Origin of the sequence: Stenotrophomonas sp. GD03777, from assembly GCF_029842485.1 — a bacterium.
In the GTDB taxonomy this organism is placed as follows: domain Bacteria; phylum Pseudomonadota; class Gammaproteobacteria; order Xanthomonadales; family Xanthomonadaceae; genus Stenotrophomonas; species Stenotrophomonas sepilia.
The window spans coordinates 20593-41462 of the sequence record NZ_JAOCGL010000014.1 but is presented as its reverse complement, the minus strand read 5'-3'; the positions used below and the strand labels follow the sequence as shown (position 1 = coordinate 41462).

General features: G+C 61.8%; 18 protein-coding genes and 3 pseudogenes. 14 read left to right on the top strand and 7 right to left on the bottom strand.

All coding sequences use genetic code 11. The features are described from left to right. Window positions 1–82 precede the first annotated feature (82 nt). Both N5E02_RS05625 and N5E02_RS05620 read left to right on the top strand, forming a co-directional pair. The gene (locus N5E02_RS05625; protein WP_279946019.1) at window positions 83–4666 is read left to right on the top strand and encodes an RHS repeat-associated core domain-containing protein; all 4584 of its coding nucleotides are present in this window, start codon (window positions 83–85) and stop codon (window positions 4664–4666) included. Continuing rightward, window positions 4650–5054, top strand: a complete 405-nt coding sequence (locus N5E02_RS05620) for a tetratricopeptide repeat protein (RefSeq protein WP_279946018.1) — start codon at window positions 4650–4652, stop codon at window positions 5052–5054. The genes N5E02_RS05625 and N5E02_RS05620 overlap by 17 nt, the downstream gene beginning before the upstream one ends. A 72-nt stretch (window positions 5055–5126) precedes the next feature. On the opposite strand, the pseudogene N5E02_RS05615 reads toward N5E02_RS05620, so the two are convergent. After that, window positions 5127–5354 (bottom strand): annotated as a pseudogene (locus N5E02_RS05615) (H-NS histone family protein); the annotation flags it as partial. A gap of 15 nt (window positions 5355–5369) precedes the next feature. Next, a complete protein-coding gene (locus tag N5E02_RS05610; RefSeq protein ID WP_279946017.1) occupies window positions 5370–5498 on the bottom strand; it encodes a hypothetical protein in 129 nt (42 codons plus the stop codon). Between the two features lie 216 nt (window positions 5499–5714). Between N5E02_RS05610 and N5E02_RS05605 the strand changes: the two are divergent. From N5E02_RS05605 to N5E02_RS05555, 11 genes and pseudogenes are all read left to right on the top strand, one after another. Continuing rightward, window positions 5715–6662 (top strand): annotated as a pseudogene (locus tag N5E02_RS05605) (IS5 family transposase); the annotation flags it as partial. Next, window positions 6647–7336, top strand: a complete 690-nt coding sequence (locus N5E02_RS05600) for an RHS repeat-associated core domain-containing protein (RefSeq protein WP_081280875.1) — start codon at window positions 6647–6649, stop codon at window positions 7334–7336. The pseudogene N5E02_RS05605 and the gene N5E02_RS05600, both read left to right, overlap by 16 nt. Further along, window positions 7323–7739, top strand: coding sequence for a hypothetical protein (locus tag N5E02_RS05595; protein ID WP_049416238.1), 417 nt, complete (start codon window positions 7323–7325; stop codon window positions 7737–7739). Before N5E02_RS05600 ends, N5E02_RS05595 begins: the two co-directional genes overlap by 14 nt. 136 nt (window positions 7740–7875) lie before the next feature. Beyond that, window positions 7876–8277: pseudogene (locus N5E02_RS05590) on the top strand (RHS repeat-associated core domain-containing protein); the annotation flags it as partial. A gap of 418 nt (window positions 8278–8695) precedes the next feature. Next, on the top strand, window positions 8696–9088 hold the full coding sequence (locus tag N5E02_RS05585; protein WP_235649504.1) for a hypothetical protein: 393 nt from the start codon (window positions 8696–8698) through the stop codon (window positions 9086–9088). 201 nt (window positions 9089–9289) lie between these two features. Continuing rightward, window positions 9290–9460: a hypothetical protein gene (locus N5E02_RS05580; RefSeq protein ID WP_196769395.1), complete on the top strand. Its 171-nt coding sequence runs from the start codon at window positions 9290–9292 to the stop codon at window positions 9458–9460. 549 nt (window positions 9461–10009) lie between these two features. Further along, window positions 10010–10555, top strand: coding sequence for an Imm57 family immunity protein (locus N5E02_RS05575; protein WP_196769394.1), 546 nt, complete (start codon window positions 10010–10012; stop codon window positions 10553–10555). 511 nt (window positions 10556–11066) lie between these two features. Then, window positions 11067–11963, top strand: coding sequence for a TIM barrel protein (locus N5E02_RS05570; RefSeq protein WP_235649505.1), 897 nt, complete (start codon window positions 11067–11069; stop codon window positions 11961–11963). 27 nt (window positions 11964–11990) lie between these two features. Then, entirely contained in the window at window positions 11991–13676 is a 1686-nt protein-coding gene (locus tag N5E02_RS05565) for a GMC family oxidoreductase (protein ID WP_279946013.1), read from the top strand. Next, complete coding sequence (locus tag N5E02_RS05560; RefSeq protein WP_005415638.1) at window positions 13676–14251, top strand: gluconate 2-dehydrogenase subunit 3 family protein; 576 nt, start codon at window positions 13676–13678, stop codon at window positions 14249–14251. Before N5E02_RS05565 ends, N5E02_RS05560 begins: the two co-directional genes overlap by 1 nt. After that, window positions 14251–15009 carry a DUF1080 domain-containing protein gene (locus N5E02_RS05555; protein WP_279946012.1) on the top strand — a complete coding sequence of 253 codons (759 nt, stop codon included), beginning with the start codon at window positions 14251–14253 and terminating at the stop codon, window positions 15007–15009. Before N5E02_RS05560 ends, N5E02_RS05555 begins: the two co-directional genes overlap by 1 nt. Window positions 15010–15019: 10 nt before the next feature. Here N5E02_RS05555 and N5E02_RS05550 read toward each other — a convergent pair whose 3' ends face one another. The 5 genes from N5E02_RS05550 to N5E02_RS05530 are packed head-to-tail and all read right to left on the bottom strand — an operon-like array spanning window position 15020 to window position 19655. Continuing rightward, the gene (locus N5E02_RS05550) at window positions 15020–15316 is read right to left on the bottom strand and encodes a cytochrome c (protein ID WP_005415640.1); all 297 of its coding nucleotides are present in this window, start codon (window positions 15314–15316) and stop codon (window positions 15020–15022) included. Between the two features lie 18 nt (window positions 15317–15334). Further along, on the bottom strand, window positions 15335–16201 hold the full coding sequence (locus N5E02_RS05545) for a sugar phosphate isomerase/epimerase (RefSeq protein ID WP_164092698.1): 867 nt from the start codon (window positions 16199–16201) through the stop codon (window positions 15335–15337). Between the two features lie 19 nt (window positions 16202–16220). After that, window positions 16221–17345: a Gfo/Idh/MocA family oxidoreductase gene (locus tag N5E02_RS05540; protein ID WP_065186012.1), complete on the bottom strand. Its 1125-nt coding sequence runs from the start codon at window positions 17343–17345 to the stop codon at window positions 16221–16223. Window positions 17346–17357: 12 nt separating this feature from the next. Then, on the bottom strand, window positions 17358–18575 hold the full coding sequence (locus N5E02_RS05535; RefSeq protein WP_005415643.1) for a nucleoside permease: 1218 nt from the start codon (window positions 18573–18575) through the stop codon (window positions 17358–17360). 27 nt (window positions 18576–18602) lie between these two features. Further along, window positions 18603–19655 (bottom strand): sugar phosphate isomerase/epimerase family protein, encoded by a 1053-nt coding sequence (locus N5E02_RS05530; RefSeq protein ID WP_065186011.1) that lies wholly within the window; start codon window positions 19653–19655, stop codon window positions 18603–18605. Window positions 19656–19750: 95 nt separating this feature from the next. Here N5E02_RS05530 and N5E02_RS05525 point away from each other — a divergent pair, with 95 nt between their 5' ends. Continuing rightward, on the top strand, window positions 19751–20755 hold the full coding sequence (locus N5E02_RS05525; RefSeq protein ID WP_065178148.1) for a LacI family DNA-binding transcriptional regulator: 1005 nt from the start codon (window positions 19751–19753) through the stop codon (window positions 20753–20755). Window positions 20756–20870: the final 115 nt, after the last annotated feature.

Here is a 20870-nt window from a genome sequence, read left to right as displayed (position 1 = left end):
GGGGGGAGAAGATGTTCGTTCCGCGCATTAGGGATTGATGTCGGATGGAGTCCTTTGGCCGGACTTGCCAGTTGTATTTCACATGGAGCGTGTACCAATGGCATTTGCAATGCCCCTGCGCAGTCACAAGGCTGCCGCGATTCTCTCATTCTGCCTGGCATTAGGCGGTGCATCGACGGCAAGTGCAGCCACCTACTACGGTCCTCCCTACAAGGTCCAGTCGTTTCGCGGGGTTGGCTCGTTTGAGAGCATCGGTGCTGCGGTCAATTTCCTGGTTGGGAAGATTCAAGCCCCTTGCCAACAGGACCCCAAGTGCACCAAGCCGCCCGTTGTCACGGTGCGATACGGCACCGACGGCTGGGCTGCGACGATCTACGTCAATGGAAGTGTTAGTGACAACGTTTTTGCTTCCGAGATATTGATTGGACAGCCCCAGAAGAATTTCGGCGGGTGCCAGAAGCGTTGTTCGGCCGGGCTTGGCTCCGCTACCGATGGAACTGGGGCTCGAGGTGCTGCTGACAGTGCCTCAAAGGCAAATGCCCGTGATCCAGGAAGCCCGTTTGAGGGTGATCCGATCAATACCTCCACTGGCAACTTCTATCGGCAGGAAACGGACTTCGAGTCTCCGTCAGGCCTGATGTTCCGGCGGTTCTACAACAGTTCTGCTCGTGCCCCGGGTTCTTCTTTGGGTCGTCAGTGGCGCCATCTTTTTGATCGGCGACTCGAAGTGCTTGCACCCACCACGGGAGCGGCCGGAGACCGCACGTTCATCCGTGCCATTCGGCCGGATGGCAGTTCAGAGCTGTTCACTCGAACCCCGAGCGGCTGGATCGTCGATGCTGATGTCGCAGACGTGCTCGTCGATCGAGAGGCGGGCACTGGCTATGCATTGCAGTTAGCGGCCAACCGCCAGACCGAAATCTACGATGCAACAGGCTTGCTGAAGGAGGTCTATGACTCTGCAGGCAGGAAGCTTCTGTCCTTGCAGTATTCAGACGCAACCACGCCGGCAGACGTGGCGCCAGTCGCTGGGCTCCTGTTGACTGTTGGCGACGTCAGCGGGCGCACCTTGAACTTTAAGTATGATGCATCATCGCGTTTGACCACGATGATGTTGCCAGACGGTGCATCGCAAACGTTTGGCTACAACCCCGCAGGACAGCTTGCCTCGGTGACCTATCCGGATACCACAAGCAAGGGCTACATCTACAACGAAACAGCAAACAGTCCCACTGTTGCAGGCACGTCTTTCCTCACAGGGATTGTGGATGAGAAAGGCGTTCGTTACGAGACCATTAAATTCGACTACAACCATCGCGCCTATCACGCAGAGTTCGCTGGCGGAGTTGATACCACAACCTTGGACTACGCCGCTTCCACCTGGAAGGGAACGCTGCCAGTAACCGTCAAGGGGCCACTCGGAGCCACTTCCAAGTTAGGCTTCGTGGATACAGGAAAGGGGCGTCTAATGCCCGCGGGCGGTTCGGCCGCCTGCGGTGACCAATGCAACCAACCCTACAAGGCCATGACCTATGACGTGAACGGCTACCCGGCGTCGGTCACGGACTTCAAGGGAATCACTACAAGGACCACTTACACGGCAGACGGGTTGCTGGCCGAACAGGTTGACGCCGCCGACACCCCCCAGCAGCGCACCACGACGACCACGTGGGATAGCGCACTCCGTTTGCCCCTGAGTCGGGTGGTAAAGAACTCTGCGGGCGTGGCCGTTTCCAGCAGTTCATGGAAGTACAACGCGTTGGGCCTGGAGGTCGCGCGGTGCGAGGTGGATCCTGCCAATTCGGCTGCGGTCGGGTATGCGTGCGGAGCTGCGACCAATGCGCCCGCTGGGGTTCGTCAATGGACCGCCGCCTACTGCTCGGCGGTGGATGCCACCCAATGCCCGCAAGTCGGTCTTGTCCTTGCCGAAGACGGGCCGCGGTCCGATGTTCAGGACGTTACCAGGTACAGCTACTACCTGACCGCGGATGAGTCGGGTTGCGGCGTTCTCGGGGGCTCCTGCCACCGCGCTGGTGACCTTCAGTCCGAGATCAATGCTCTCGGTCAAGTGACGACACGGCTGGCCTACGACCGAAATGGACGTGTCAGCCGCCTTCGAGACGCGACCGGCACGATCCATGATTTTGGCTATTCCACTCGAGGCAAGCTCACCTCGATAACTGCGCGGAACAGCGTGGACGGAGCTGCGTCTACCAACGATCGAGTGACCTCCCTTTCCTATGATGCGACAGGTAATGTCGCATCGCTTGTTGACCCCGATGGAGTATCCCTCAGCTACACCTACGATGATGCGCACCGTCTCGTCCAGATCAATGACGGGGCCGGGAACCACATTCGCTACACCCTCGATGTGGCAGGCAATCGCACCAAAGAGGAGGTGTTCGACGCAGGTGGTGGACTGAAGCGTTCGCTCTCTCGCGTTTACAACAAGTTGGGGCAACTGGTGTCCCAGAAGACGGCAGCGGGGAATTCAACCGACTTTACGTATGACCTGGCGAACAACGTCCAGCTCATCACCGATGCCCTGAAGCGCAAGACGCAGTTTGACTACGATCCCTATGGAAGGCCCAGCAGGGTGCTTCAGGACGTTTCCGGAATGGCGGTCGAGACGCGATACGAGTATGACGTCGAAGGCCGGACCACCAAGGTGGTCGATCCCAAAGGCCTGGCGACCATTTACGGCTATTCAGGGCTGGGCGACTTGTTGAGCCGCCAGAGTCCTGACACGGGCGCAACCACTGCCAGTTACAACAGTGCAGGGCAGCCGGCGAAGCAGGTTGACGCCAATGGCACGGCTAGCAGCTACACATACGATGCCCTGGGACGCGTGGTGCGCAAGGTTTATGGGGACCAAGCGATTGTTGCGTCATACGTGTATGACCAAGTCGAGGACATCTGCTCAGCTGGTGAGTCGTTTGCAAGCGGGCGGCTCTCATCCATGCAGGATGACGGCGCTAAAACCCAGTATTGCTACGATCGCGCCGGCAATGTGACGCGCAAGGTGCAGACGTCATCGGGGCCGAGCGTAGGCGTCAGCTATGCCTATACCAATGCTGGCCGACTTCGTTCTGTCACCTATCCTGACGGAATGGTGGCGGACTACAAGCGAGATGCAGCCGGCATGGTCACCGAGATCGGCGTGACGCGACCGGGGGCTGCTCGTGTCGTGTTGCTTTCCAGTGCAAAGCGCCATCCCTTCGGCCCCACTGCGGGCTGGGCCTACGGCAACGGGCGTACGCTGGCGCGAGACGTTGACCAGGATTACCGTCCGTCAGCGTTGATCGGCAGTGGCTCGGGAGCACTGAATGCAGCCTTCTCGTTCAGTGCCGTGGGCGAGTTGACCGGCCTCACCTCCGGAGGGACTGGGGCAACGTCCGTATCGCTGACCTATGACGCATTGAGCCGACTGACTGCCTTCAAGGATGCGGCGACTGGCTCGATCATCGACAGCTACACCTACGACGCCACGGGCAATCGCACGTCCGCGAAGGTCAATGGAGTTGATCAAGCCTACGTCTATCCGTCAGACAGTCATCGCCTGCAAAGCGTCGGGGGCGTGTCGCGTGCCTACGATGCGGCTGGCAATACGCTTTCGATCCAAGGCGTGGAACGGGAGTTTGCTTACAATGCAATGGGACGCCTGAGTGCCGTGAAGCGAAACGGCACGGTTGCTGCGGAATACCATTACAACGATCTTGGCCAGCAGATCGCCCGTAAGGCCGGAGATGCCTCAGCGCTGAGTCTCTACGATGAGCGCGGGCAATGGCTGGGGGAATACGACCAGGCGGGTATTGCGCGTCAGCAGGTGATTTGGTTGGACAACCTGCCTGTCGGATTGCTGAAGGGTAGCGCGCTCTACTACGTTCAGCCGGATCATCTGGGCACCCCTCGCGTTGTCGTTGACCCAGCCCGTGACGTCGCAGTTTGGAGTTGGGATCTGAAGGGGGAAGCGTTCGGTGCGACGGCACCAAACGAGGATCCGGACCAGGACGGCACGCTGTTTGAGTTCGCGATGCGCTTCCCTGGGCAGCGATACGACGCTGAAAGCGGCCTTCACTACAACGTTCAGCGTGACTACGATCCCGCCAGTGGCCGCTTCGTGACGTCAGACCCGCTCGGACTGCAGGGGGGAATCAGCACCTATGGCTACGTGAAGGGCAACCCTCTCACCTCGGTTGACCCGGATGGGATGCTGGCAATTCCTTTGCTGCCCCCGCCCCCCGTGGTCACGGGCGCCCCGGGTGCCGTTGGGGCGTACAATGGGGGCGACCTCAGCAATCCGAACGGCAATTGGGATTTTGGTCCAAAGATCAACAGCGATAGCCTTAGTAATGCCCTTAAGGCGGGTGAGATGCTGGGGGTTGGGCCAAACGGTCTTCTTGGACCGAATGGTATCCTGAACCCGCAGAGTTCCGCGTCCAAGATGGCGGTTGCGTTGATTCGGTCGGCATGTGCGGATGGGGAGGATGATCTCGAGGCAGACTGCCAAGAGCACATTCAAGCCTGCAAAGTGACATGCACGCGCGCAGGCGGTGACTTCAGACAGCCTGGTGTGTGGGGGGGAAGCTTCGTTCGTTGCATGACCGGCTGCGTCCCGCACCGCTGTCAAGACTTGATCAAGGAGAGCGATGTCAATGGATATTAGGAGTGCCAAGTTGCTGCTGGAGTCGGGCGACTTGGATGGTGCTCGTAAGCAACTGTTGGAGATCATTGAGCGTGATCCCTCTTCCGAGCGCGCTTGGCTATTGTTGGTCGGCCTCGGTTTTCGAACAAATGACGCGAATCTATCGCTGCAAGCGTTGCGCCAGCTTGAAAAAACCCGACCGCGTGATGCGTTCGTTGTTTCTGGGTTGGTGGACTGTTTGATTCAGCTGGAGCGCTATGGCGAGGCGAAGGAGGTCATTCGCGCCTTTTCGGATGCAGCCGTTCCTGGAATTCCTGCTCACGATACCGTGCTGCAAGAACATCGCAGAGCACTTCAGTTCATCAACGATAGACTTGAGGCTATAGACAGGAGCTCAGGCTCACCCTGACAGCTGGTCCTGCGTCATTCATCGGCCGGCTGCATGCAATGCAGTAGCCGGCCGCCTTGGTTGGTGGCAGGATTAACTAATCAGGAAATCTTGAGGCGATGCTCCCTTAGCAACCAGCAGGGCCATCCACTTAGGCTGCCTTCCGCGCCCAGTCCAGGTCTCTTCAGGATTCGCCGGATTGCGATACTTCGGAGCCACCTTGCCCAACTTACGGCTTTGGGTGATTTTCCGACCTTTTGCATTCTTTGGCTTGTCTGCCGTCGCTGCTGAGGGGAGGGCATACAACTCCTCTATCGTGTAAGCATGATCCTTGACTTATTTGTTGATCTTAGCTCGCATGGCTGCGGCTTTGGGCCGAGTCAGCACTTTGGTTTGCTGTTTTTCTGCCTGAGTGATGAGGGCTTTGAGTTCTTTGGCCAACAGGCCGCTGACATCAATGGTCATCTGTTTGATCCGAGCGGTGAGGGCTTTAGGGTAATTCCAAATGGAATCCGATGCGAACGCTCGCAGGGGCGCCCAAGCCCTCCTTCAGAATTCGGTAAGGCCCAGGCAACAGTTGCAGATCTACGGGTAGAACTTGCCTGGGTCGCTTAGGGAAAGTCTGCAAAACCTCCCCTGGCAGATCTGTAATTAACGTCAAGCATCCATGACAATTGCTCTATGGATCAAATCACCCTGAGCTTGGACCCACTGCCCAAGAAGACCCGCAAGCAAGTCTTTCTCGACGAAATGAACCGGGTTGTGCCCTGGGCAGCACTGGTGGCCCTCATTGCCCCGTTCGCTCGCGGTGCGCACCGAGTCTTGGGCGGGCGCCCGCCGTTTCCCATTGAGCCCATGTTGCGCATTCACTGCCTGCAACTGTGGTGGAACCTGAGTGATCCTGCGATGGGGGAAGAACTGCACGAGCGGCCGCTGTATCGGCGCTTTGCCGGCCTTGATGGCGCAGCACGCATGCCTGATGAAACCACCATCTTGCGTTTTCGCCATCTGCTGGAAAAACACCAGCTGGCCCCGCAGATACTGGCTGCAATCAACACCGGCCTGGCTCAGCAAGGCTTGATGCTCAAGACCGGCACCATTGTCGATGCCACCCTCATTGCCGCGCCCAGCTCGACCAAGAACAAGGATGGGCAGTGCGATCCGCAAATGCACCAGACCAAGAAGGGCAATCAGTGGTACTTCGGCATGAAGGCGCACATTGGCGTGGATGCCGACACAGGCCTGGTGCATACCGTCATTGGCACGGCGGCCAACGTCAACGACGTGACGCAGGCAGTGGGCTTGCTGCACGGTAAGGAAAAGCATGCGTGGGGCGATGCGGGCTACCAAGGCGTGGACAAGCGCCAGGAACTGCAGGGCAGCAAGGCGAAATAGCACGCGGCCATGCGCCCAGGCAAGCGCAAGGCACTGGACCTCAAGCAGACACAGCACCAGCTGCTGGATGAGGCCGAGAAGATCGAAGCCAGCGTGCGGACGGAAGTGGAACATCCGTTTCGAGTGATCAAACAGCAGTTTGGCTACGCCAAAGTGCGCTACCGGGGCCTGCAGAAGAACACCGATCGCCTGATGATGCTGTTTGCACTGGGCAATCTGTGGATGGCCAGGAAGCGTTCGGTGCGACGGCACCAAACGAGGATCCGGACCAGGATGGCACGCTGTTTGAGTTCGCGATGTGCTTCCCTGGGCAGCGATACGACGCTGAGAGCGGCCTTCACTACAACGTTCAGCGTGACTACGATCCCGCCAGTGGCCGCTTCGTGACGTCAGACCCGCTCGGATTGCATGGGGGAATCAGCACCTATGGCTACGTGAAGGGCAACCCTCTCACCTCGGTTGACCCGGATGGGATGCTGGCAATTCCTTTGCTGCCCCCGCCCCCCGTGGTCACGGGCGCCCCGGGTGCCGTTGGGGCGTACAATGAGACAGACCTCAGCAATCCGAACGGCAATTGGGATTTTGGTCCGAAAATCAACTTGGACTCCCTCAAGAATGTTTTGATGCTCCAAGAAATGATGGGGATCGGTCCCAATGGTTTGCTCAATCCCAATAGCGCTACGTCGCAGATGTCATTGGCAGTGCTGAAGCAAGCCTGCTCGGACAGAGACAAGGATGAGGACTGCAGGAAGGAGATTGAGCACTGCGTGTCAATCTGCAGTCGCGCTCGCAGGGATCCCGACCTTAAGGGAGTATGGGGTGGAAGCAGGGCCCGTTGCCTTACTGGATGCGTATCTTGGCGTTGCCAAGACAAAATAACTGAAGATGACCTCAATGGAATTCGATGAAGTAAAAAGCTGGCTTGAAGCGGGAGACGTTCCTAGAGCGCGCGCTTGGCTGATTGATTTCGTTGACCAAGGCCATGAAACGGAAGGGGCTTGGCTACTTCTCGCAGCCATCGGCATGCGCGCGAATGACGCAGAATTGTCCCTTCGCGCGTTTCGGGCACTCGAAAAGACCCGCCCTCACGATGCCTATGTGGCGTCTGGGCTGGTCGATGCACTTATGAGTATCGAGCGCTACCAGGAGGCCCGCGAGGTAATCCTCTCCTTCCGTAAGGTGGCCAAAAGAGGCGCTCCCTTCCACGATGCAGTCTTGGAAGAACACGAGGACGCACTGAGTTTGATTGAAGAGCGAATGCGTGCGGAGCAGCCGTCGTTGGGTGACGGCCGAACTGGGAGCGGTGATTGAAGATGTCAGGAGAGGGGCATTCCCTCTCCTGGTTGAGGTCCAGTCATCTGATTGTCAATAGGAGGCGCTTCAGCTTGAGCAATCAAGACGCCTCCAGGGCCGCGTCGGTGGCTTTCGGCGACCGGGTATTGCACTTCAGCAGGTGATCTGGTCGGACAACCTGCCCGTCGGATTGTTGAAGGGCAGCGCCCTCTACTACGTTCAGCCGGATCATCTGGGCACCCCTCGCGTTGTCGTTGACCCAACCCGTGACGTCGCAGTTTGGAGTTGGGATCTGAAGGGGGAAGCGTTCGGTGCGACGGCACCAAACGAGGATCCGGACCAGGACGACACGCTTTCTGAGTTCGCAATGCGCTTCCCTGGGCAGCGATACGACGCTGAAAGCGGCCTTCACTACAACCTTCAGCGTGACTACGATCCCGCCAGTGGCCGCTTCGTGACGTCAGACCCGCTCGGATTGCAGGGGGGAATCAGCACCTATGGCTACGTGAAGGGCAACCCGCTTACCTCGATTGACCCCGATGGGATGCAGGCAATTCCTTTGCTGCCCCCGCCCCCCGCGGTCACGGGCGGCCCGGGTGCCGTTGGGGCGTACAATGGGACAGACCTCAGCAACCCGAACGGTAACTGGGGTTTTGGCCCAAAGATCAACAGCGATAGCCTCAGAAATGCCGTTAAGGTGGGTGAGATGTTGGGGGCAGGTCCGAACGGCATTCTGAATCCGAATAGCCCAGCGTCGCGGATGGCTGTTGCATTGATCAGATCTGCGTGTGCCGACGGGGATGACGATGACTTCATTGCTGACTGCCAAAGCCATATTCAGGGCTGTAAGACTACCTGCACGCGCGCTAAGGTTGATTTCGATCAGCCGGGCGTCTGGGGTGGGAACTTGGCACGCTGCATGCTTGGGTGCGTTCCCTATCGGTGTCAGAAGTTAATGAAGCAGAGCGACCTTGATGGATATTAATGAAATTACCAAGATGCTTGAGGCGGGTGACGACAATGGCGCGCGTCACCACCTTTTGGATCTTGTAAGGCGCGATCCCGCTAGTGCGGTCGCGTGGTTGTTTCTTGTTGGGATTGGTTTTCGGAGCGATGATGCGGAGTTGTCCCTCTGGGCGCTTCGTGCGCTTGAGAAGCTTCGTCCTCGCGATGTGTTGGTCGCGTCTGGACTCGTGGACTGCCTGCTTCGGCTGGAACGATATGAGGAAGCTAAGGAGGTCATTCATGCCTTCTCCAAGATTGCTTGTCCTGGTGTACCCGCCCATGACGCAGTCCTCGAAGAGCATCGCAGGGCCCTTCAGTTCATCAACGATATCGTTGAGGCTGCAGGTGACGAAGACGAATAGCTGACGCGTTCGCTAATCGCGAAGCCTTGGCTTGATCGATTACTTTCGCTCGACGTCACGAGCTCTACGCCTTGATGAGGTTGCTCTCCCAGCCGTGCGTGGCTGGCAGCGTTGTCTTCGATGAATTTCTCAAGCTTTTGCGCGAGTACATTATTTTTGATTCGTCCCAAGGCAGGCGTTGCCTTGGTTTGGATGATGAGGATGGCGAAGTTCTTGGGCCTGGATGAAGTAAAGGAATGGCTAGAAGGCGGGGATATCCCTGGCGCGCGCCTGCCGGGCTGTGTCGATGCTCTTGACTGGCGGGTGCACCTGACGAGTGCAGATGACTACGTTCGAACAGGCTCAATCGAACAGAACGCCTGTCTTGCTTGACCAGCGAGGATTTGTTTACACGTTTGGTAGTCACAACCGCTCTGATTCCTACTGGACACTTTTAGTGTTGATAGAGGTCCCCATCTTTATGAATGGGGGCTTTTTTCGTTTGGCAGTATCCGGTCGTGCCCCAGCCTTCTACCTACGGCGAGATGTTGATGGATGAGGGACGAAACATCTGAGCTAATCAGATTTGAGAACGGAGAGCAGTACGGGAAGAAGTCTGCTCGAGTCCATCGCTGGCCGGGGAGGCAATCATCAGCATCGGCCCGTTTCGACTATGGATCTGTGCAGGGTCTCGGCGGGTCTTGATGACGGCGTGCGAAGGACGGCCATAAGCCTGGCGAACTGGCGCGGGACTGTCGCAGATCCTGCGGACACGGTCACCGCGGGCCTATGCCCAATTGCGCTGTTCTTCACCAAAGCAAGCCCAATGGCCGAGCCTTGGAGCCCGCTCAAGGAACCAATACATTTGGCAGATCCCTGATAAGGTCACACAGCTGTGCAAACGCCTTTTGGTCCGTCTTCCCCCACGTTTCTGGTGAGCCGATGAATACCACTGCGCAAATTTCGTGCCTCATCCTTTGCGTTCTGCTTGGGTCTTCCGTGTCCGCGCGGCCGCTTGCAGAGAGACTCGCGGCGGACATTGAGATGGCCGAACACTCTATTCTTGCCTCGCTGGTGGTGCACAAAAGTTCCGAGAGCAAGTCACTGTGCTCTCAGACGCCATATGCTTGTGTAGGAGCAGACGGTGCTGAGCTTGGTCTCGCCTTGATAGGGGGCAGCAGGAGTGCTGCCGCTCCTCGGCACTTGGTTGAGCTGTCGCGATTTCGTATGGATGGAGCGCTTTCCGAGGACTACAAGTGCTACCTCGCCGCGCATGGCAATTCAACGGTTCAGGCCGCGTCGAAGCTGGATGCCAAAAAGCTGGCAGGGCAATGCATGTCCGAACTTGCTGCTTTCAAACGTCGGGCCGGCGCTGCAAAGTTCGACGTGGCGCCCGAGAATATTTGCAGCTCAGTGGCGGACATCCAGCGATCCCTGCGTGAAGCTGTCCGGCTCGCCAATGCAGGCGGTGAATGTGACGGCTTCTGAGTCGGTCGTCGGAAAAAGCTGATGCGTACGTGATTCGCGAAGCCTTGGCTTGGTTGACTAATGTCGCTCGACGTCGCGAGCTATACAGTTCTGCAATCCGCCGGCTCCGAGGCAGGGCTGGGCCCTGGCGGTGGGGTGCACCCGGATGCAGAACGAAGACATCCAGGAACTGGCTGATATGGTTCGTGAGGCTACGAACGCCCGGTGATCATTCAATGCCTCTGAGAATAGGGCCAATGCCTTGGCTCGGGGCATCGAAGTTCTAGTGACTTTGCTCGCTCGCTTGAGAAAAAAGCCAGTAGATTTCATCTCAGGCGACTGATCTGGTTAGAAAAGAAAGCCCCGCCAATGCGGGGCTTTTCTTTCTGCGCGATGTCGTTGGCATTGTGCTTCGCAGCATCAATTTTCGTGCACCGCAACTTGCAAGCATCCAATTTCATCCCCTATGGTGCAATCGATTGCATTGCTGTGAATCGTTGCGTTTGATACCGGTTGGGAGGCCGGCAGGTGGATGTCCATCCATTCGATCAGACCGGCTCCGGCGACGGGCCTCACGCGGCGTGATGCGTTGCGCATGGCGGTTGCTGGAGGCGTAGCCCTGGGTACTGCGGGAGCGTTGCCTGCATTCGCCGCCACCGCAGCGCTCAAGGGCAACCTGAAGCACTCCGTGGCGCGTTGGACCTTCCCGCAGCTGTCGGTCGCCCAGCTCTGCACGACGGTGAAGGACATCGGCTTCGCCGCCATCGACCTGGTCGGCCCGGAAGACTGGCCCACGCTGAAGGCGAACGGCGTCTACAGCTCGATGTGCAATGGCGCGGAGCTGGGCCTGACCAAGGGCTTTGCCGGCCGCGAATTCCACGACCCGCTGGTGGAGCGCTACACGCGGCACATCGACCTGGTCGCCGATGCCGGCTACCGCAACCTCATCTGCTTCTCCGGCAACCGCAACGGTATGGACCCGCAGGACGGCATGGCCAATGCCGAGGCCGGCCTCAAGCGCATCCTCGGGCATGCCGAGAAGCGCGGCGTGGTGCTGGTGATGGAGCTGCTCAATTCCAGGGTCGATCATCGCGACTACCTGTGCGACCACTCTGCCTGGGGTGTGGAGCTGTGCCAGCGGCTCGGCTCGGACAACTTCGGCCTGCTCTACGACATCTACCACATGCAGATCATGGAAGGCGACATCATCGCCACCATTGGAAAACACCACGCCTGCTTCAAGCATTACCACACGGCAGGCGTGCCCGGCCGGAACGAGATCGGGGACCGGCAGGAGCTGAACTATCCGGCCATCTGTCGCGCGATCCGCGACACCGGTTTCAAGGGGTATCTGGCGCAGGAGTTCACGCCTGCCGCGCCCGATGCCGTTGCCTCATTGCGCGAGGCGATCCGCCTCTGCGACGTCTGAAACGATATCCACCCAGGTGAGAAACCCATGGCAGATAATCACTACGACGCCATTGTTGTTGGCTCGGGAATCAGTGGCGGTTGGGCGGCGAAGGAGCTGACCGAAAAGGGCCTGAAGGTCCTGATGCTGGAACGTGGCCGTAACATCGAGCACGTCAAGGACTACGTCAACGCGATGAAGGAGGCGTGGGACTTCCCGCACCGCAATCGGCCAACGCAGGCGATGAAGGCCGCTTTTCCGGTGCTGATGCGCGACTACGGCCTCGCCGAGAACCTGGAAGGAATGTGGGCCAACGAGCAGGACTCACCCTACATCGAAACCAAGCGTTTCGACTGGTTCCGTGGCTACCACGTGGGTGGGCGCTCGCTGATGTGGGGCCGGCAGAGCTATCGGTTTTCCGACCTGGACTTCGAAGCCAACCTCAAGGATGGCATTGCCACCGACTGGCCGATCCGCTATGCCGACATCGCGCCGTGGTACGACCATGTGGAAAAGTTCGCCGGCATCGCCGGCACGCGCGAGGGACTGGACGTGCTGCCGGATGGTGAGTTCCTGCCGCCGATCCCGTTGAACATCGTCGAGAAGGACGTGGCCGCGCGGATCAAGAAGGCCTTTGGTGGCACGCGGCACATGATCCACTCGCGCACTGCCAACATCACCCAGCCGATGCCCGAGCAGGGGCGCGTGAACTGCCAGTATCGCAACAAGTGCATTCTGGGCTGTCCCTTTGGTGCCTACTTCTCCACCCAGTCGGCGACGCTGCCGGCGGCGATGAAGACCGGCAACCTGACCCTGCGGCCGTTCTCGATCGTCAAGGAAGTGCTCTACGACAAGGATCGCAAGCGCGCGCGTGGCGTGGAGGTGATCGACGCCGAGACCGGGCAGACCTATCAGTACACGGCCAAGGTCATCTTCCTCAACGCATCGTCCTTCAACTCGACCTGGCTGCTGATGAACTCGGCCACCGATGTCTGGGAGGGGGGGCTGGGTTCTTCGTCGGGCGAGCTGGGGCACAACGTGATGGACCATCATTTCGGTGCGGGCGCCTCGGGCCGGGTCGAGGGCTACGAAGACAAGTACTACTTCGGCCGCCGTCCGTGCGGCTTCTACATTCCGCGGTTCCGCAATGTCGCCGCCGACAAGCGTGGCTACCTGCGCGGATTCGGCTACCAGGGCGGTGCCAGCCGCACCGGCTGGTCGCGCGAGATCGCCGAGCTGAACATCGGTGCCGACCTGAAGGAGGCGCTGACCGTGCCGGGTGACTGGCGCATCGGCATGACCGGGTTCGGTGAAATGCTGCCGCACCGCGACAATACGATCCGCCTGGACCGCGACCGCAAGGACAAGTGGGGGCTGCCGGTGCTGGCGATGGACGTTGCCATGCGTGCCAACGAACTGGCGATGCGCAAGGATATGGCCGCTGACGCCGCCGAGATGCTGGAGGCGGCCGGGGTCAAGGACGTGAAGATGCACGACAACGACTACGCCCCGGGCAAGGGCATCCATGAGATGGGGACTGCGCGTATGGGACGTGACCGGAAGAGCTCGGTGTTGAACGCGCACAACCAGGTGTGGGATGCGCCCAATGTGTACGTCACCGACGGTGCCTGCATGACCTCCAGCGCCTGCGTGAATCCGTCGCTGACCTACATGGCGCTGACCGCGCGCGCGGCCGACCACGCGGTACGCGAACTGAAAGCGGGGAACCTGTGATGGATCGCCGCGAACTGCTGAAGATGATCGTCGCCGCCACCGGTGCGGCGATGGTTGGCCTGCCAGCGCTGGTACATGGCAAAGCACCAGCGGCCGGGATGATGGCCGCGTTCTCCGATGCCGAAATCGGCACGCTGGACGAGATTGCCGAAACCATCCTGCCGCGGACCCGGACACCCGGGGCGAAGGACGCGGGCGCCGGTGCGTTCATGGCGACGTTCGTCAGCGACTGCTACACCGCCAGGCAGCAGGCGGTGTTCCGCGCCGGGCTGGCGGACATCGACAAGCGCGCCGGTGGCCGCTTCGTGTCGCTCACGCCGGAGGCGCGCACCGGGTTGCTGCGTACACTGGATGCCGAAGCCAAGGCGCGCAACGCAGACGTGACCGAGACCGGAACGCCCGAAGAGGGCGAAGCCATGCCGCATTACTTCACGATGATCAAGCAGCTGGCCATCTTCGGCTTCTTCACCTCCAAGGTCGGTGCGACCGGGGTGCTGCAGTACGTCGCCGTGCCGGGGCGCTACGACGGTGACCTCGCCTATGTCCCCGGCACACCTGCCTGGGGGACCAGCTGATGGACACCAACCTGATGATCCGCCCTGCGTTGATCACCGCCGGCCTGCTGGCCGCTGCATCTGCGTTCGCACAGGATAATGCCGACGCTGTGCGTGACCCGAAGAAGACCGAAGTGTGGACCCCTGTGCCCGCGACCGTGGCAACGCCACCTGGCAAGGCACCGTCCGATGCGATCGTGCTGTTCGATGGCAAGGATGTCTCCGCGTGGGAGGCGGAGCAGGGTGGCCGCGTGCCCTGGAAGGTTGCCGGAGGCGCCATGACGGTTGTTCCGGGCAGCAAGGGCATCCGCACCCGGCAACGCTTCTGCGATGTCCAGCTGCATGTCGAGTGGCGAACGCCCACCGAAACGAAGGGCTTCGACGGCCAGAACCGGGGCAACAGCGGGATCTTCCTGCAGGAACTGTATGAACTGCAGGTGCTCGACAGTTACCACAACCCGACCTATGCCAATGGCCAGGCGGGTTCCATCTACAAGCAGGCCATGCCACGGGTGAACGCCTCGCGCGTACCGGGCCAGTGGCAGGTCTACGACATCATCTGGAAGGCCCCGCGCTTCTCGCCGGGCGGCGGCCTGACGTCGCCCGCACGGATCACCGTGCTGCACAACGGCGTGCTGGTACAGGACGACACCGTGCTGGCGGGCAGGACCGAATACATCGGTGCGCCTTCGTACGCACCGCATGGGTGCGCGCCGCTGTATCTGCAGGAACATGACTCCAAGGTCAGCTACCGCAACATCTGGGTGCGCGAGCTGTAGCGCTCACCGGCTACTTCGCCAGGTAGCTGGCGATGTCATCGATCTCCTGCTGTGACAGCTGCGGGAAGGGTGGCATCAGGCCGCCGCCCTTCCTGATCCTGTCCTTGACCTGGGCGGGCTGCAGCCGCTTGCCGACATCGGTGAGCGCCGGGAACGTCGGTGGTACACCGGTGCGTTCAGCACCGTGGCAGGCAGTGCAGTGCTGGGCGTAGAGTTTCGCACCCGCGGCCGGGTCGTCCTTGGCCCACGCTGCCGTCGCAACGTTCATGCCGCCCAGAGCCACGGCCACTGCCAGGATCATTTTCATGTGGGGCTCCTTGATGCGTCAGCGGTCGGCGCGGGTGGGCGGGTTGGTAGTCAGGTGTTCACGCAGGTAGTCCGCGCCGGCCTGGATGACCTTGGCGGGGTCGCGTGGCTGGTCGTGTTCGACGATGTACCACTGCACGCCAGCGTTGGCGGCGGCTGGCAGGATCGCGTTCCAGTCCAGCACGCCCTGCCCGACCGCAGCGAATCCACCTTCGTCTTCGGCCTGGCCCTTGGGCGCATTGTCCTTGGCGTGTACCGCAAATACGTGGCCGCGGAACTTGCCAAGCATCACGGCCGGGTCCAGGCCCGCGCGCGCGACCCAGGCCAGGTCCAGTTCGGTCTGCAGCTCGGGGCCGGCGGCGTCGAACAGCAGCTCCAGTCCGGTTCTGCCATTGAAGTCGACCAGCTCGAAGTCGTGGTTGTGGTAGGCCAGCTGCATCCCCCTGCCGCGCACCTGCCTGGCAATCCGGCCCAGCTCCCGTCCCAATGCGGTCCAGCCGGCGGCATCGCGCGGGCGGTCCTTCTGGTCCAGGTAGGGCACCACCAGCGTGCTGTTGCCAATCGAGCGGTTGAAGGCCACCACGGCATCCAGGTTGTCGCGCAGCTCGGGCAGCTGAACGTGCGACGAAACCGCTTTGATCGAGTAACGGTCCAGCAACTGTTTCAGTTCCGCAGCGCTTGCATTCTGCGTACCGACGGTTTCCACCGCACGCACGCCCGCGTCGTGGACGATCTTCAGCTGTTGGTCAAGCGGGCCGGCGTTGCGCAGCGTGTACATCTGCACGGCGATGGGCTTCTGCGCACCGGCTGTGTTCCCTGCGAAGGCGGGCAGGACTGCGAGCAGCAGCAGGACGAGGGTTGCAGTTCTACGGACAGGGATGTTCATCAACAGATCCTCCCGGGATTCAACCGATGGTGGTCCAGGTGCGTGACCTGGCCGATGCAATGACACGATCAACGATCCGCGCCGAGCGCAGGCCGTCTTCGAAGGTGGGCAGGCCCTGCGGCCGCTCGCCTTCAATGGCGCGATAGGTGTCGGCCACGAACGCTTCGAAGCACTGCCCGTAGCCCTGCGCGTGCCCCGCTGGCAGCGGCGACAACCGGCGTTGTTCGGCGCTGCCGGCGCCCGGGCCGCGCACGAAGATTTCCTCGCGCTGTTCGGGCAGGCCGATCCACAGCCGCTCGGCATCCTCCTGGTTGAACGCCACGCTGGCGTTGGCGCCGTCGATCTCGAACCAGAGCCGGTTGTGGCGTCCGGCCGAGACCTGGCTGACCGTCAATGACGCCAGCGTGCCCGCGCCGGTCCTGAACATCGCTGCGGCCACGTCCTCGCTCTCGACCGCTTGCTTTGCGCCGTCTGTCGCCGGCGTGCTGAAGCTCTGGGAGGTGGTTGCGCTGCGTTCGGCGATCACCGTGGCAAACGCCGCGTTCACTTCGGCGAAGCACTCGCCGCTGACCCATTCAACCAGGTCGCACCAATGCGACCCGATGTCAGCGAACACGCGCGATGTACCACCCAGTGCCGGGTCAACCCGCCAGTTGTTGCTGGCCGGGTCCAGCAGCCAGTCCTGCAGGTAGCTGCCATGGATCAGGTGCAGTGGCCCCAGATCGCCCTGCGCGATGCGTGCACGTGCCTCGCGGACCACCGGGTGGTAGCGGTAGACGAAGGGGACGGTGGCGATCAATCCGGTCGAGGCGGCCAGCGCCGCCAGCGCCTGCGCATCGTCCAGCGTCGTCGCCAACGGTTTCTCGCAGATCACGTGCTTGCCGGCTTCCAGTGCGGCCTGCGCCATCGTGCGGTGCAGATGATTGGGCGTGCAGATGTGCACGACCTGTACCTGGGGATCAGCGACGACGTCCTCGATATCGCGATAGGCGCGCGGGACATTCCACGCGTGCGCCACCTCGCGCGCGCGCTGCGGCGACGAGGCGGCCACGCCGCGCACCTCGGCGCCAGCCAGCAGTGCCGCGCGGCGATGCACCGCACCGATCATGCCGGTACCAATGATGGCGATTCCAAGCGGGGGCATCGGCTGGTCTCCTCAGGGGGTGGACGACGCGGCCGCAGCTACCGGGCGGTCGCGGAACAGCAGCAGGAAGGCGATCAACACCACCAGTGCGACGCCGGCCGGGAACAACCAGATCTGCTGCCAGTCCGGGCCCGCTGCAGTGGTGAAGTGCTCCACTACCGCGCCGGACAGGAAGGTGCCGATCAGCATGCCCACGCCATAGGTGGCCAGGGTGATGAAGCCCTGCGCGCTGCTGCGCGCGGCGGGGCCGGCGTGGGCATCGGTGTAGATCTGGCCGGTGACGAAGAAGAAGTCGTAGCAGATGCCATGCAGTACGATGCCGATCACAAGCAGGGAGAAGCCACTGCCCGCATCGCCGAAGGCGAACAGCGCGTAGCGCACGACCCAGGCCGCCATGCCGACCGCCAGCATGGTCTTCACCCCCAGCCGCACGAACAGGAACGGCATGGCCAGCATCAGCAGCACTTCGGAGACCTGGCCCAGCGACTGCAGTCCGGCGGCGCCGTGCACACCGAGGTCGTTGAGATACGGATTGGTGAAGTTGTAGTAGAACGACAGCGGGATGCAGATGGCGATGGAAGCCAGGAAGAACACCAGGTAGGCGCGCGACTTCAGCAACCGCAATGAATCCAGCCCCAGGATCTGTCCCAGCCCGGCATCGCGCTGCTGCGCCAGCGGCGGCGTGTGCGGCAGGGTGAACGCATACAGGCCCAGCACCAGCGATGCCAATGCGGCCATGCGGAAGGTCAGTTCAAGCCGGTGCGCCTGTTCCCAGCCCAGCCAGCCGATCAGCACCCCGGCGATGATCCAGCCGATGCTGCCGGCCACGCGTACCAGCGGGAACTGCTTCTCCGGCGATTGCATGTGCCGCATGGCGACGCTGTTGGCCAGTGCCAGCGTCGGCATGAACAGCAGCATGTAGCCCATCACGCAGGCGGAGAACATGCTGAAGCTGGTGGCGGTGGACGCCAGCCACATCAGCACCGCGCCGGCCAGGTGCAGTATCGCCAGGATGCGCTGCGCCGCGAAGTAGCGGTCTGCGATCAGGCCGACCAGGAACGGCGCCACGATGGCGCCGATGGACTGGCTGAGGAACGCCGTTGCCACCTGGCTTGCGCTGGCCTGCAGCGGGCCCTGTACCAGGTAGGTACCCAGGGTGACGAACCACGCCCCCCAGATGAAGAACTGCAGAAACATCATCGCGCCCAGGCGCGACATGGCGTGCGTCATGGCTTGCCCTCCCGGGGCGGTCGTGGCTCAGATTCCCAGCATGCGGCGCAGTGATCCAGCGTCCGTGTCGCTCCCGGCAAAGTCGTCGAAGGCGCGTTCGGTCACATGGATGATGTGATCGCGGATGAAGGCGGCACCCTCGCGCGCGCCGTCCTCCGGGTGTTTCAGGCAGCACTCCCATTCCAGCACCGCCCAGCCGGGGAAGTCGTACTGGGCGAACTTCGAGAAGATCGCCTTGAAGTCGATCTGGCCGTCACCGGGTGAGCGGAACCGGCCCGGACGATCGATCCAGTCCTGGTAGCCGCCATACACGCCGCTGCGCGCGCTGGGGCGATACTCCGCGTCCTTGACGTGGAAGATGCCGATGCGGGCGTGGTAGCGGTCGATGAAGCCGAGGTAGTCCATCTGCTGTAGCAGCAGGTGGCTGGGGTCGTACAGGATCTTCGCGCGGGGATGATGGTCGACCTCATCGAGGAAGCGCTCGAAGGTCGCGCCGTCGTGCAGGTCCTCGCCGGGATGGAGTTCGAAGCACAGGTCCACGCCGCAGGCGTCGAACACATCCAGGATCGGGCGCCAGCGACGGCCCAGTTCGGCGAAGGCTTCTTCCACCAGGCCCGGCGGGCGCTGCGGCCACGGATAGAAGTAGGGCCAGGCCAGCGCACCGGAGAAGGTGGCGTGCGCGGTCAGCCCCAGGCGCTGGCTGGCCTGCGCGGCGAGCCGCAGCTGCTCCACGGCCCAGGCCTGGCGCGCGGGCGGGTTGCCGCGCACGTCGGCGGGTGCGAATCCGTCGAACAGGCTGTCGTAGGCGGGATGGACCGCGACCAGCTGCCCCTGCAGGTGGGTCGACAGTTCGGTGATCTGCAGGCCGTGCCCGGCCAGCATGCCGGCAACATCGTCGCAGTACGCCTGGCTGCGTGCCGCCGCGGCCAGATCGAACAGGTAGGGCGCGGAGGTGGGAACTTGTACGCCAGAATAGCCCAGACCCGCGGCCCATCCGGCCAGCGTGTCCAGCCGATCAAAAGGAGCTGTGTCGCCGATGAACTGCGCCAGGAACAGCGCTGGACCCTTGAGCGTCTTCAACGTGATTCGCCCTCGATGCAATCGATTGCATTATCCTAGCAGGGGCGCACGCAGGACCTGTTGTGCACTGCACAGCGGACAGGAGAACTAACGCCATGGCCACCATCTACGACATCGCCAGGCACGTCGGCGTCTCCGCAGGCACGGTGTCACGGGCGCTTTCCCGGCCGGACAAGGTGCTGCCGGCCACCCGTGCGCGCATCGAGCAGGCCGCCGTCGCATTGGGCTATGTGCCCAACACGGTGGCCCGCACGCTCAAGACCCAGCGCAGCGGCAAGATCTTGGTCACCGTCCCGGACATCGCCAATCCGTTCTTCGCACAGATCCTGCAGGGTGCGGAGGAGGCCGCGCAGGCGGTCGGCTACGCGGTTCTGCTGGGCGATACCCAGCATCAACCCGATCGTGAGGAGCGCTACGCGCAGATGCTCCGGCGCAACGAGGCAGACGGCATGATCGTGCTGGGCCATCGCCTGCCACCGACCGCGCGCGAGATCGTCGAGCAGCGCGGCGCAGCTGCGCCGGTGGTCAATGGATGCGAGTTCGACCCCGCACTGGGCATCCCCAGCGTCCATATCGACAACGCGGCCGCCGCACGCGCGGTGATGGAGCACCTGTACGGCCTGGGGCACGAACGGATCGCCGTGGTCGGCGGGCCACCTGACAACCCCCTGCACCAGCAGCGGCTGGAAGGGGTCCGGGCCGCCGGCAAGGCGCGGGGTCGCCTGCGCCAGCTGAGCATCGTGCCCGGGGACTTTTCCGTTGAGTCCGGGCATGCGGCGGTGATGGCGCTGCTGGACGGCACGCCCGTGCCGACCGCGGTGTTCTGCTTCAGCGACCAGATGGCACTGGGGGCACTGGCGGCCTGTCGCGACCGGGGCATCCGCGTTCCGGAAGCGCTCTCCATCGTCGGCTTCGACGACCTGGCCTCGTCGCGTTACCTCACCCCGCCGCTGACGACCATCCAGCAGCCGATGCGTGAAATCGGCGAGCGCGCGGTCAACCTGCTGCTCGCCATCATTGAACAGGTCGATGTACCGCTTCAGCAGACGCTGGAGTTCAGCTTCATGCTGCGCGGTTCGACAGCGGCGCCTCGGCGGTAGCGGAGGCGAGGCAGGGCAGCCGGAGCAGCGCGGCCGGCCCGCGCGTCGTCCCGCGACCTTGATCCCGAATTGACGCAAAGCTGTCAGACTCATCGCAGGCAGCCCGGCAAGGGCC